Consider the following 12,318-nt stretch of genomic DNA (forward strand, 5'->3'; position numbering starts at 1 on the left):
TGCTTCACCTGGGAGCATGAGTGCATGCCCCTCGACCTCGTGCTCATCGCCGACACTCACCTGCCGAAGCGCGCCAAGGCCCTCCCCGACGCGCTGTGGACGGCGATCGAGGGGGCGGATGTCGTGTTCCACGCGGGCGACTGGGTCGACCTCGCGACGCTCGACGAGCTCGAGGCCCGGGCACGCCGCGTCATCGGCGTCTGGGGCAACAACGACGGGCCGGAGCTGCGGGAGCGCCTCCCTGACGTCGCGCGGGTCGAGCTCGATGGCGTCCGTTTCGCGATGACCCACGAGACCGGGCAGAAGACGGGCCGGGAGCGCCGCATGGACGCCGCATTCCCCGACGCCGACGTGCTGGTCTTCGGGCACAGCCACATCCCGTGGGACACGGTCACCCCGAACGGCCTTCGCCTGCTCAACCCCGGCTCCCCCACGGACCGGCGACGCCAGCCGCGGGTGACCTACCTGACCGCGAGGGTGGAGAGGGGCAGGCTCACGCCGGTGATGCTGCGGGATGCGCGCACCGGCGAGGCTGTTCCCGCCTAGGCGTCGGCGGTCGCGCGGTCCGCGTCGATGTCGTGGCGCTCGAGGAACTCGAACACCTCGCGCTGGTCGACACCCGGGAAGTCACCCGTCGGGAGCGGCGAGAAGACGTGCGCGTGCACGCGCGCGCTCGGCCAGGCCTTCGCCGCCCACCGCTCGCTCAGGTCGCTGCTCGGCGTACGGCAGCACGCGCCGTCCGGGCAGGTTGAGGATGCGCGCTGCTTGGTGTCGCGTCCGCGGAACCACCGCGCCTCATCGAAGGGCACCCCGATCGTGATCGAGAACTCACCAGCGTCGGCGTGCCCGGTCTGCGTCGAGCACCAGAACGTGCCAGCCGGGGTGTCCGTGTACTGGTAGGTCTCCGTGGTGCGGTTCGTCCGCGCGAGCGAGCTGACCGCCGAGAACTTGCGGCACACGAACTGGCCCTCGACGGAGCCCGTCACGTCCTGCGGCAGCGGCAGCCCGTCGTTCTCGTACGCCTTCGAGATGGACCCCTTGTCGTCGACGCGCAGGAAGTGCAGCTTCACGTCGAGGTGCGAGGTGAGCAGGTTCGTCATGCGCAGCGCTGCGGCCTCGTGGGTCACGCCGAACGCATCCCGGAAGTCCTCGACGGCCATGTCGCGGCGCTCCTTCGCGTCGCGGAGGAACGCGACTGAGCGCGCCTCCGGCATGAGGCACGCCGCCGCGAAGTAGTTGATCTCCAGGCGCTGGCGCAGGAAGTCGGCGTAGTCCTCGGGACGCCGGTGCCCGAGCACGCGGTGCGCCATGGCCTGCAGCGCCATCGCGCGCAGCCCGTGGCCACCGGGGATGGAGGCGGGCGGCAGGTAGATGCGCCCGTTCTCGAGGTCGGTGATGGAACGCGTCGACCGGGGCAGGTCGTTGACGTAGATGAGCTGGAAGCCGAGATGATCGGCCATCTTGCCGACCGAATGGTGCATGAGGGCCCCGCGGGTGTGGTCGACGCGGCTCAGCAGCTCGTCGGCGAGCTTGTCGAGGTCCGGCATGTAGTTGTCGTGCGCCCGCATCGCGAGCCGCAGCTCGGTGTTGGCCCGGCGAGCCTCCTCCGGGGTCGCGCTCGCCTCGGTCTGACGGCGAACGATCTCGCTGTGCATGCCCGCGAGCGCACGGAGCACCTCGTCGGAGAGCGCCTTCGTGGAGGGGATGCGCGGCAGCCCGAGCTCCCGGTAGACGGACGAGCTCTGAGCCCGCTCGACCTCGATCTCGAGGCGCGAGCGATCGTCGGGTGGCGTGTTGGCGAGCATCTCGCTGAGCTCGACGTCGAAGGCGTCGGCGAGCTGCTGCAGCACGGAGAGCTTCGGCTCGCGCTTGCCGTTCTCGATGAGCGACAGCTGGCTCGCGAGCAGGCCGGTCTTCTCACCGAGGGCCTCGAGCGTCAGCGAGCGCTCCTTGCGGTAGTAGCGGATGCGCCGCCCGAGCAGGAGGGAGTCCACCGCGCCACCTTTCCCTTTGGTTGCTGACGATTTTTGCGCAGCGGGGAAAGGACCGAGTCCGCTCATGGGTGCCTCCGGGCATCTGAATTGCTGATGTGTGAAATTTTGCCATTTTTCTCGGCCAATCTCCATCCCCGGGCGTACCCAGCAGGTCAACACTGGGGGTACGACGCCATGTACGCATGCTGGCCGGAGAACGCCGGCATGCAGAACAGTGAAAGCAGCTTCGAAATGACTGAACACGCACACGACCACCTCGACGTCCCGCAGCGGGCCGCGAACCCGGAAGTCAACGACTGGGTGCGCGAGATCGCGACGCTGACCAAGCCGAGCCGCATCGTCTGGTGCGACGGATCGCAGGCCGAGATCGACGCCCTCACCGCTGAGATGGTCGAAGCAGGCACCCTCATCAAGCTCAACGAAGAGCTCCGCCCGGGTTCGTACCTCGCCCGCTCGGACGCCGGCGATGTCGCCCGCGTCGAGAGCCGCACCTACATCTGCTCGGAGAAGGAAGAAGACGCCGGACCCACGAACAACTGGCGCGCGCCTGCGGAGATGAAGGCCGAGCTCAGCGGTCTCTTCGACGGCTCCATGCGCGGCCGCCCCATGTACGTCGTGCCGTTCGCGATGGGGCCGCTCGGCGGCGCCATCACGCAGTACGGCGTCGAGATCACCGACTCGCCCTACGTCGTGCTGTCCATGGCGCTCATGACGCGCTCCGGAGACGGCGCCCTCGAGCACCTCACCCCCGGCCGCGACTGGGTCAAGGCCCTGCACACCGTGGGCTTCCCGCTGGAGTTCGAGGACGGCACGAGCCGCCCGGACGTGGCCTGGCCGCACAACGAGTCGAAGTACATCACCCACTTCCCCGAGACGCGCGAGATCATCTCGTACGGCTCCGGATACGGCGGCAACGCACTGCTCGGCAAGAAGTGCTTCGCGCTGCGCATCGCCTCGGCCATGGGCCACGACGAAGGCTGGATGGCCGAGCACATGCTCCTCATCCAGGTCACGAGCCCCGAGGGAAAGACGTACACGCTCACGGGCGCCTTCCCGTCGGCGACCGGCAAGACGAACTTCGCGATGATGAAGCCCAAGCTCGACGGCTGGAAGGTCGAGACGCTCGGTGACGACATCGTGTGGATGCGCAAGGCGGCCGACGGTCGCCTCAACGCCATCAACCCGGAGTTCGGCTTCTTCGGCGTCGCACCCGGCACCGGCTACGACACCAACCCCGTCGCGATGGAGACCATCACGACGAACACCATCTTCACGAACGTCGCGCTCACCGACGACGGCGACGTGTGGTGGGAGGGCATGACCGAGGAGGCTCCCGCGCACCTCATCGACTGGCAGGGCAACGACTGGACCCCGGAGTCCGGGACCAAGGCCGCGCATCCGAACGCCCGCTTCACGGTGCGCGCCTCGCAGTGCCCGACCCTCTCCCCCGCCTGGGAGGCCCCGGACGGCGTGCCCGTCGACGCGATCCTCTTCGGCGGCCGCCGCGCGAGCAACGTGCCGCTCGTCTTCGAGTCGAAGGACTGGAAGCACGGCTGCTTCCTCGGCGCGACGCTCGCGAGCGAGCAGACCGCTGCCGCGGAAGGGCCTGTCGGCATCCTGCGCCGCGACCCGTTCGCCATGCAGCCCTTCGCGGGCTACCACATGGCCGATTACTGGGGCCACTGGCTCGGCACCGGGGCTGACCTCGGCGACAAGGCCCCGCGCATCTTCCAGGTCAACTGGTTCCGCAAGGACCAGGACGGCAAGTTCCTGTGGCCAGGATTCGGCGAGAACGTGCGCGCCGTCAAGTGGATCATCGACCGGCTCGAGAACCGTGCCGACTCGATCGAGAGCCCCATCGGCCAGCTACCGGTGACGAGCGACATCGACATCTCGGGCCTCGAGGGCTTCGACCCGGCCGCCCTCGAGGAGATCTTCACGGTCGATCCTGCGTCGTGGCTCGTCGAGGTCGGCGTGACGCGCGAGTACTTCGACAGCATCGGCGAGAAGGTTCCCGCCGAGCTGTACACGGAGCTCGACGCCGTGCACTCCGCACTGGACGCGGCCGCCGCCTCCACCACCACCCAGACCAAGGCCCCCATCGGGGCCTGACCGACGGCGGCGAGCGGGACTCCGACCACTCGCCGCAAGATGTGCCCCTCCGCGCGCGCGTGGCGCGGAGGGGCGCACAACTCCTGGCAGCTCGAACCCCAGTGTTCGCAGCTGAGCCCCTCAAGGATGCGCCTTTGAGGGGCTTTTCCTTGCCCTCGCAGGCGACCCGCCCGGCAACCCGCGACACCCCGGAAGCCGCTACCCTAGATGGGTTCACAACAGGCACCCCAGACTCGGTGCCGCCCACATCGACACGGAGTGTGCATGTCCAGCTCGCCCTCAGTTCCTCCTTCTTCCTCGACTCAGGGCATTCCAGACAAGCCCGTCCTCGAGGGCCTCGAAGTCAAGTGGGGTGAGCGCTGGGAGAACTCCGGCACCTACCGCTTCGACCGCGACGGCGCGACGCGCGACGACATCTACTCGATCGACACGCCTCCCCCGACCGCATCGGGCTCGCTCCACGTCGGCCACGTCTTCTCCTACACGCACACCGACGTCGTCGCGCGCTTCCAGCGCATGAACGGCAAGCGCGTCTTCTACCCGATGGGCTGGGACGACAACGGCCTCCCCACCGAGCGCCGCGTGCAGAACTACTACGGCGTTCGCTGCGACCCGTCGCTGCCGTACGTCGCCGACTTCACGCCCCCGCACGAGGGTGGCGACGGCAAGAGCATCAAGGCCGCCGACCAGCAGCCGATCTCGCGCCGCAACTTCATCCAGCTCTGCGAGCAGCTCACCATCGAAGACGAGAAGGCCTTCGAAGAGCTGTGGCGCCAGCTCGGCCTCTCCGTCGACTGGACCCAGAGCTACCGCACGATCGACGACTCCTCGCGCCGCAAGAGCCAGCTCGGCTTCCTCCGCAACCTCGAACGCGGCGAGGCCTACCAGGACCAGGCACCCACGCTGTGGGACATCACGTTCCGCACCGCCGTCGCACAGGCCGAGCTCGAGGACCGTGACCAGCCGGGCGCCTACCACCGCATCGGCTTCGCGCGCGAGGGCGGCGAGCCCATCTTCATCGAGACCACCCGCCCGGAGCTCCTCCCCGCCTGCGTGGCCCTCGTCGCGCATCCCGATGACGAGCGTTACCAGCCACTTTTCGGCACGACCGTCACGACGCCCCTCTTCGGCGTCGAGGTGCCCGTGCTCGCGCATCCCCTCGCCCAGAAGGACAAGGGAAGCGGCATCGCGATGATCTGCACCTTCGGCGACGTCACCGACGTGATCTGGTGGCGCGAGCTGAAGCTCCCCAACCGCACCGTGCTCGGCAAGGACGGCCGCCTCATCGCCGACGCCCCCGAGGCCATCACGAGCGAAGCTGGCAAGGCCGCCTACGCCGAGCTGGCCGGCAAGACCGTGTTCAGCGCCAAGAAGGCGGTCGTCGAGCTGCTGCAGGCCTCCGGCGACCTGGTCGGCGACCCGAAGCCCATCCAGCACCCCGTCAAGTTCTTCGAGAAGGGCGACCGACCCCTCGAGATCGTCTCCACGCGCCAGTGGTACGTGAAGAACGGCGCGACCGACCCAGCCCTCAAGGCCCGCCTCATCGAGCTCGGCCGAGAGATCGCGTTCTGGCCAGACTTCATGCGCGTGCGCTACGAGAACTGGGTCGAGGGCCTCTCTGGCGACTGGCTCATCTCGCGCCAGCGCTTCTTCGGCGTGCCGATCCCCGTCTGGTACCCCATCGACGCGGACGGCGAAGTGCAGTTCGAGTCGCCCATCACTCCGGATGCGGCCCAGCTGCCCGTCGACCCGTCGTCCGACGTGCCGAACGGCTACACCGAGGAGCAGCGCGGCGTGGCCGGCGGGTTCCTCGGCGAGGTCGACGTCATGGACACCTGGATGACCTCCTCCCTCACACCGCAGCTCGCTGGCGGCTGGGAGTCGGACGAGGAGCTCTTCGGGCTCGTCTTCCCCTACGACCTGCGCCCGCAGGGGCAGGACATCATCCGCACCTGGCTCTTCTCGACGGTGCTCCGCGCGCAGCTCGAGCACGGCGTCGCGCCCTGGTCGAACGCCACGATCTCCGGCTTCATCGTCGACCCCGACCGCAAGAAGATGTCGAAGTCGAAGGGCAACGTCGTCACGCCCGCCGACATGCTCGAGGCCCACGGCTCCGACGCGGTCCGCTACTGGGCGGCCTCCAGCCGCCTCGGCACCGACGCGGCCTTCGACCCGAAGAACCCGACGCAGATCAAGATCGGCCGCCGGCTTGCGATCAAGGTGCTCAACGCGTCAAAGCTCGTGCTCGGCTACGGCGATCACGTGGGCGAGGTCACCGAGCCGCTCGACCGCTCGATGCTCGCCGAGCTGAACCGTGTCGTCACCGAGGCGACCAAGGCGTTCTCCGAGTACAACCACGCCCGCGCGCTCGAGGTCACGGAGACGTTCTTCTGGACGTTCTGCGACGACTACCTCGAGCTCGTCAAGGAGCGCGCGTACGGTGCAGGCGACGACGCGGCGGCCCAGGCCTCCGCCGTCACCGCCATGCGCTCCGCGATCGACGTACTGCTGCGACTCTTCGCCCCGTTCATCCCGTTCGCGACCGCCGAGTCGTGGTCGTGGTGGCACGACTCCGAGCTGCACACCGCAGCCTGGCCCACCGCCGCCGACCTCACGGCGGCCGGTGACCAGGACGGTTCGCTGCTCGCACTGACGAGCACCGCCCTCACGAGCATCCGCGGCGCGAAGACCGCTGCGAAGGCCTCTCAGAAGACGCCGGTCGCCAGCGGGGTCATCGCGGCTCCCGAGGAGTCGGTGGCCCTGCTTCGCCTCGCTTCCGCGGATCTCCGCCACGTCGGCCGCATCGAGCAGCTCGATTTCGCGGTTGCCGAGGCACTCGAGGTGCGGGATATCGAACTGCTCGTCGCCCCGCAGACCGAGGCGTCGTCGTAGGCTGGGGGTTCCCCCAAGTCTGAGTGCAGCAGCGACATCAGTGACAGAAGAGGAGTCAGGGCCGGCATGACAGTTCCTGAAAAGGCCAAGCCCCGCAAGCGCACGCGGGACCGTGCCGCGGCGCGCCCCAGCATCGAGGTGCGGGCCATGGGCCCAACCGACTACTTCGTCTGGCAGCCGCTGTTCGCACAGCACGTGGATGCGCTCGGCGAGAGCTCGAACGACGGCCGCGCGCTCGGCGTCTGGCGTCACGTCGCGAGCAAGACGGGCAACCTCGAGGGCATGATCGCGTTCGTCGAGGGCGAGCCGCGCGGGTACGTCCTGTTCCGCGAACGACTCGACATCCGCGGCGCTCGCACGGTGCTGAACATCGAGGCCAAGTACTCGGGTGCCGACTCGAACCGCGCGGCGGTCAACGAGGAGCTGCTCGGTGCGGTGTTCGCGGCGGCCGCGAAGCGTGGCTTCGACGCGATCTCGTGGCTCGTCGATGCTGAAGACGAGGTCGGCCTGCAGCAGTCGGCCCGCATGGGCAGCCGCAGCGATGAAGTCCGCTTCGAGATTTCCGTCGACTCGCGTCAGCAGAACGAGGGCTAGGCATGCTCATCGGTGAGCGGTGGCGGGCGGGCTCCGTCCCGCCGCGCTCGCTGGAGAAGTACCCGGAGTTCCTGGAGGCATGCTCAGCTCAGGAGCAGGTGCTCGCGTCGAGCGTCGACGACGTGTCGAAGCTCTGGTGGACCCTGACCTGGCTCGAGGGCCGGCCTGTCGCCGAGCTCGAGCACGGTCCGCGGGTCGCGCTCCGCGCGGACGGCTCGGTGCACGTGAGCGGCGCCGACGAGCCGGCCGGCGCTGGCGTGGGCATCGCCGATGGAGACTCGCACGAGCACGACGTCTTCGACGAAGACGAAGACGACGACGATCTCTTCCCGGAGCCGGCGCCCCGCGCCTAGCGGCGTCCGCTGAGCGCGGACAGCCGATGCGCGTGCCGCGTCGGTGGTCGCGCCTAGGGTTGGAAGCATGACCCAGACCGTGCAGCTCGACGCCGAGAACCCGTTCGCCACCCCCAGCGCGCTCCCCTTCCAGTTGCCGCCGTTCGGAGACGTGCGCGAGGAGCACTTCCTGCCCGCGTTCGAAGCTGGCATGGCTGAGCAGCTCGCGGAAGTCCAGGCGATCACGGCGAACACCGAGCCGCCGACCTTCGTGAACACGGTCGAAGCGCTCGAGCGCTCCGGCCAGCTCCTCGAGCGCACCGCCGCCGTCTTCTTCACGCTCAGCTCTGGCGACGCGACCCCCGGCATCGACGCGATCGAGGCGGAGATCGGGCCACGCCTGACGGCCCACGAGGACTCGATCACGCTCAACCGCGCGCTGTTCGCGCGCATCCAGTCGGTGCACGACAGCCGTGAGGAAGCCGGGCTCACCGATGAGCAGCGATTCCTCGTCGAGAAGCTGCACCGCAACGCGAGTCTCGCGGGTGCCGGCCTCGACGACCCGTCCTCGGCTCGCCTGCGTGAGCTCAACGGTCGCCTGGCGGAGCTCGAGGTGCAGTTCGACCAGAAGCTGCAGGCCGACAGCAACGCACTGGCCCTGGTCGTCGACTCCGCCGAGGAGCTCGCCGGACTCGACGAGAGCGCCATCTCAGCCGCATCCGCCGCGGCCGAGGCCCGCGGACTGTCCGGCAAGTACCTGATCTCGCTCGTGCTCTTCACAGGGCACCCGCTGCTTTCGACGCTCACGAACCGCGAGACCCGTCGCAAGCTCTTCGAGGCTTCGTCCGCGCGGGGCAGCCGCGGAGGCGACCACGACACCCGGGCGACGGCGCTCGAGATGGTGCGCGTGCGCGCCGAACGAGCCCGACTCCTCGGCTTCGAGAACCATGCTGAGGCCGCGGCCGCGAAGTCGACCGCGGGCAGCGCATCCGCGATTCGCGCGCGCCTCGAACAGCTCTCCACTCCGGCCGCCGCGAACGCGCGCCGCGAGCAGGAGGTGCTCCAGGCCACGATCGACGCCGAGCAGGCGGCAATCGGCGAGCCGAGCTTCGCGCTCGAGCCGTGGGACTGGGCGTTCTACACCGAGAAGGTGCGCGCCCGCGACTACGCGGTCGACACCTCGCAGATGCGGCCCTTCTTCGAGGCCACGGCAGTGCTCGAGAACGGCGTCTTCTTCGCCGCCAATCGCCTCTTCGGTATCACCTTCACGCAGCGGCCCGAGCTTCGCGGCCACCACGCCGACGCCGTGGTGTATGAGGTGAGCAACGAGGACGGAACCGAGGTCGGGCTGTTCTCGCTCGACCTGTACACGCGCGACTCCAAGCGCGGCGGCGCGTGGATGAACTCGGTGATCCAGCAGAACCGTCTGCTCGGCGAGCCGACGGTTGTGCTCAACACGCTCAACGTGCCGAAGCCCGCCGAGGGTTCGCCGACGCTGCTCACGTTCGACGAGGTCGAGACGCTGTTCCACGAGTTCGGGCACGCGCTGCACGGCCTGTTCGCGCTGGTCGGCTACCCGAGCCTCGGCGGCACGAACGTGCCGCGCGACTTCGTCGAGTACCCCAGCCAGGTCAACGAGATGTGGATGCTGTGGCCGGAGGTGCTGCGCAACTACGCGAAGCACCACGTGACGGGTGAGCCGTTGTCGGAGGAGCTCGTCGAGCGTCTGCTCGACTCGGCGTCGTTCAACGAGGGCTTCGGCACGAGCGAGTACCTCGCAGCATCGGTCATCGACCTCGAGTGGCACTCGCTATCGCCGGAGGAGGCCGCCGAGATCAGCGACGTTGAGGCGTTCGAGCAGCAGGTGCTTCAGCGCTACGGCCTCGACCTGCCCGCAGTGCCGCCGCGCTACACGCTCCCCTACTTCCAGCACATCTTTGCGGGCGGGTACAGCGCCGGCTACTACGGCTACATCTGGAGCGAGGTGCTCGATGCGGCGACGGTCGACTGGTTCGCGGAGCAGGCGGAGGTCGACGGCGGCCTCCGCGCTGCCGGCGAGCGGTTCCGCCGCAGCATCCTCGAGCCGGGCGGCTCCCGGGATGCGATGTCGCTGGTCGACGATCTGCTCGGCGGCCCCGCCCCCATCGAGCCGCTGCTCAAGCGGCGCGGGCTGCAGTAGCTGGCGGTGCTCAGAACAGCAGAGTGAGGGCATGAGGGCATGTTCGACACCGCCTACTCCGCTCAGACGCCGGATGCCATCCGGGCTGCCGCGCGTGCAGCTCTCGATGCAGCGGGTCGAGGGTCCGATCCGTCATCCTGGACCCTGGTCGAACACGGCTCCTCGAACGTCGTCGTCCTCACGGGTGACGCGGCCGTTCGCGTCGCACGTTCCAGTCGGGCGGCAACCGAGAGTCGACGCGCTCAGCGCCTCATCGACGCACTGCCCGACCTCCCTTTCGCTGTCCCTCGATCCCTGAGCCCTGCGGTTGAGGTGAACGGTGTGACGGCGATCGTGCAGGCACGCATCCATGGCTCCCCGCACGAACCGGGGAGCGGCGACCCGGCTGCAGTCGCAGGGCTTCTCGAGGCGATCAGGACCGTGCCGATAGCAGGCATCGCACCGTATCTCGCCGCTCCCCGAGCGTTCATGGGTGGCGAGTCGTGGCACGAGCGAATGCACCGAGACGTCATCCCGCTCCTGCTCCGCAGCGTCCGAGACGAGGCTCGCCGTCGCGTCGACGCGCTCGCGCAACTCGAAGTTGTACCGCCCGCACTGACCCACGGTGATCTCGCTGGGGCCAACGTGCTCTGGCATGACGGCCGCGTTGCCGGCGTCCTCGACTGGGACCTCGCCACCGCCCACGACACGGCGGACGACATCGCCTCGCTCGCGAGCTGGCACGGCTGGGAGAGCGTCGCCGCGTCCGCAAACGCCGACGATCTGCGTCGCGCCCGAGTCATCGCCGTGACTCACATCCTGCAACCCATCGCATTCTCGCTCATCGAAGGACGCCCGGCGGAGGAAGTCAGCCGAGGGGTCCAACGCGCGAATGCTCGGTTGAGTACACGAGCGATCACACGCTGACCGAACGCTGAATCGCGGTTGGCCTACCGCTCCAAAGCGAAGAAGATGAAGCTCAGGAACGCTGTCCGGTCAACCAGATGTGGCGGGATGAGCTCCGCCGGCGTATCCGCAGCGAACGGCGGCTCGGCGACCGTCACGATGCTGAAGCCGGCCTCGACGAAGGCATCGGTCATCGCGTGGAGGGGCCGGTGCCAGTACGTCAGCTCTACCTCGGTGCCGTTGAAGGTCGAGGTCGCCGTCCAGGCTTCGGTCCGGAAGTAGTCCCGCTCCGGAAACATCAGGCGGTAGACGAACGGATGATGCACGGAGATGGTCAACCGACCGCCGGGCTCCAGGACGCGGTGGAGCTCGGTCAGAGCCGGACCCCAGTCTTCGAGGTAATGGAGCACCAGGGACGCGGCGACGAGGTCGAAGCACCCGTCCGAATACGGAAGCGGCCTCCCAAGGTCAGCCACCTGCAGGTCGACGGTGTCGCCGAGCCGCCGCTGAGCGATCGTGATCATCTCCGAGCTCGCGTCGAAGCCCGCGAGGGTCGCGCCGCGGGCCGCTAGTTCGGCCGCAAGCGGGCCCGCTCCGCATCCGGCATCGAGCACGCGTGCGCCGCGTACGTCGCCGAGGAGTGTGAGCATCGCCGGCCGCTCGTCGTAGCTGTTCACGAGGTTGCGCTCGTTGTCGGTCGCATAGTCGGAAGCGAACGTGTCGTAGTGGCCGGGTTCCATATGTCCCATCCTGCACGAGCACGGGACACGAGCTCCCGGCCCGTCCGCAGGGACCGCTCACAGGATTCAGCGGCTACGAAGCGCAAGGACGCGAGGCAGATCAAGGCGTGCCCTGTCCGCGACGCGCGGCGATAGGACTCGGCAGACAGGAAGTGGAGTCTCTGAGGCGGCGCCCAGAGCTACATGTTCGTGTGGGGCCCATGGAACTCTTCTGGGCACTCGTTCTGCTGGCGATCGCCGGAGCGGCATCTCTCGTTGACGTCGTCCGCCACTCGAGAGCCAACCCCGAGGAGAAGATCCCGTGGCTCGGTAACCCGCCCCGCTTGCCGAAGTGGTGGATCCTCCCTCGCCTCGTCATGATTTTCACCGTCATGGCGGGCATTCATCTGCTGTGGCGGGGCACCGATATCAGTCCGTGGATCACTGGGGTGGTCCCAGTAGTGGCCATCGTCGTACCTGCGCTCTGCGTGCTCATCGCCCACAACCGACGTGTCAAAGATGTCGCGACGTCGCCCGCCCTGGGCAGACAGATCCCGCCATCGAATGGCGTCGAGTAACGGTTTCGCGCATCCAGACCTGACCTCCGTACT

10 protein-coding genes are annotated in these 12,318 nt (G+C 68.4%); 8 read left to right on the forward strand and 2 right to left on the reverse strand.

Annotated features, from left to right (window positions below; genetic code table 11):
* Positions 1–24 precede the first annotated feature (24 nt).
* The gene (locus tag ACQFZP_RS12890; protein ID WP_211891601.1) at positions 25–546 is read left to right on the forward strand and encodes a metallophosphoesterase family protein; all 522 of its coding nucleotides are present in this window, start codon (positions 25–27) and stop codon (positions 544–546) included.
* Here the strand turns inward: ACQFZP_RS12890 and ACQFZP_RS12895 are convergent.
* Entirely contained in the window at positions 543–1,994 is a 1,452-nt protein-coding gene (locus ACQFZP_RS12895) for a helix-turn-helix transcriptional regulator (protein ID WP_258068062.1), read from the reverse strand. The two genes, ACQFZP_RS12890 and ACQFZP_RS12895, sit on opposite strands and share 4 nt — an antisense overlap.
* A gap of 231 nt (positions 1,995–2,225) precedes the next feature.
* On the opposite strand from ACQFZP_RS12895, the gene ACQFZP_RS12900 reads away from it, so the two are divergent.
* The 6 genes from ACQFZP_RS12900 to ACQFZP_RS12925 all read left to right on the forward strand — a co-directional run bounded on the left by ACQFZP_RS12900 (position 2,226) and on the right by ACQFZP_RS12925 (position 11,009).
* Positions 2,226–4,106 carry a phosphoenolpyruvate carboxykinase (GTP) gene (locus tag ACQFZP_RS12900; protein WP_249312487.1) on the forward strand — a complete coding sequence of 627 codons (1,881 nt, stop codon included), beginning with the start codon at positions 2,226–2,228 and terminating at the stop codon, positions 4,104–4,106.
* A gap of 264 nt (positions 4,107–4,370) precedes the next feature.
* On the forward strand, positions 4,371–6,998 hold the full coding sequence (gene valS, locus ACQFZP_RS12905; RefSeq protein WP_211891603.1) for a valine--tRNA ligase: 2,628 nt from the start codon (positions 4,371–4,373) through the stop codon (positions 6,996–6,998).
* A 66-nt stretch (positions 6,999–7,064) separates the two neighbouring features.
* Positions 7,065–7,592 carry a hypothetical protein gene (locus tag ACQFZP_RS12910; protein WP_146080224.1) on the forward strand — a complete coding sequence of 176 codons (528 nt, stop codon included), beginning with the start codon at positions 7,065–7,067 and terminating at the stop codon, positions 7,590–7,592.
* 2 nt (positions 7,593–7,594) lie between these two features.
* A complete protein-coding gene (locus ACQFZP_RS12915; RefSeq protein WP_211891604.1) occupies positions 7,595–7,945 on the forward strand; it encodes a Fe-S oxidoreductase in 351 nt (116 codons plus the stop codon).
* 67 nt (positions 7,946–8,012) lie between these two features.
* Entirely contained in the window at positions 8,013–10,103 is a 2,091-nt protein-coding gene (locus ACQFZP_RS12920) for a M3 family metallopeptidase (protein WP_211891605.1), read from the forward strand.
* A gap of 39 nt (positions 10,104–10,142) precedes the next feature.
* Positions 10,143–11,009 (forward strand): phosphotransferase family protein, encoded by an 867-nt coding sequence (locus tag ACQFZP_RS12925; RefSeq protein ID WP_211891606.1) that lies wholly within the window; start codon positions 10,143–10,145, stop codon positions 11,007–11,009.
* Positions 11,010–11,032: 23 nt separating this feature from the next.
* Here ACQFZP_RS12925 and ACQFZP_RS12930 read toward each other — a convergent pair whose 3' ends face one another.
* Entirely contained in the window at positions 11,033–11,728 is a 696-nt protein-coding gene (locus ACQFZP_RS12930; RefSeq protein ID WP_211891607.1) for a class I SAM-dependent methyltransferase, read from the reverse strand.
* A gap of 200 nt (positions 11,729–11,928) precedes the next feature.
* Between ACQFZP_RS12930 and ACQFZP_RS12935 the strand changes: the two genes are divergently transcribed.
* Positions 11,929–12,285 carry a hypothetical protein gene (locus ACQFZP_RS12935; RefSeq protein ID WP_211891608.1) on the forward strand — a complete coding sequence of 119 codons (357 nt, stop codon included), beginning with the start codon at positions 11,929–11,931 and terminating at the stop codon, positions 12,283–12,285.
* Positions 12,286–12,318 lie beyond the last annotated feature (33 nt).

It is taken from the genome of Pseudoclavibacter sp. Marseille-Q434 (genome assembly GCF_050315415.1).
Lineage (GTDB): Bacteria > Actinomycetota > Actinomycetes > Actinomycetales > Microbacteriaceae > Pseudoclavibacter.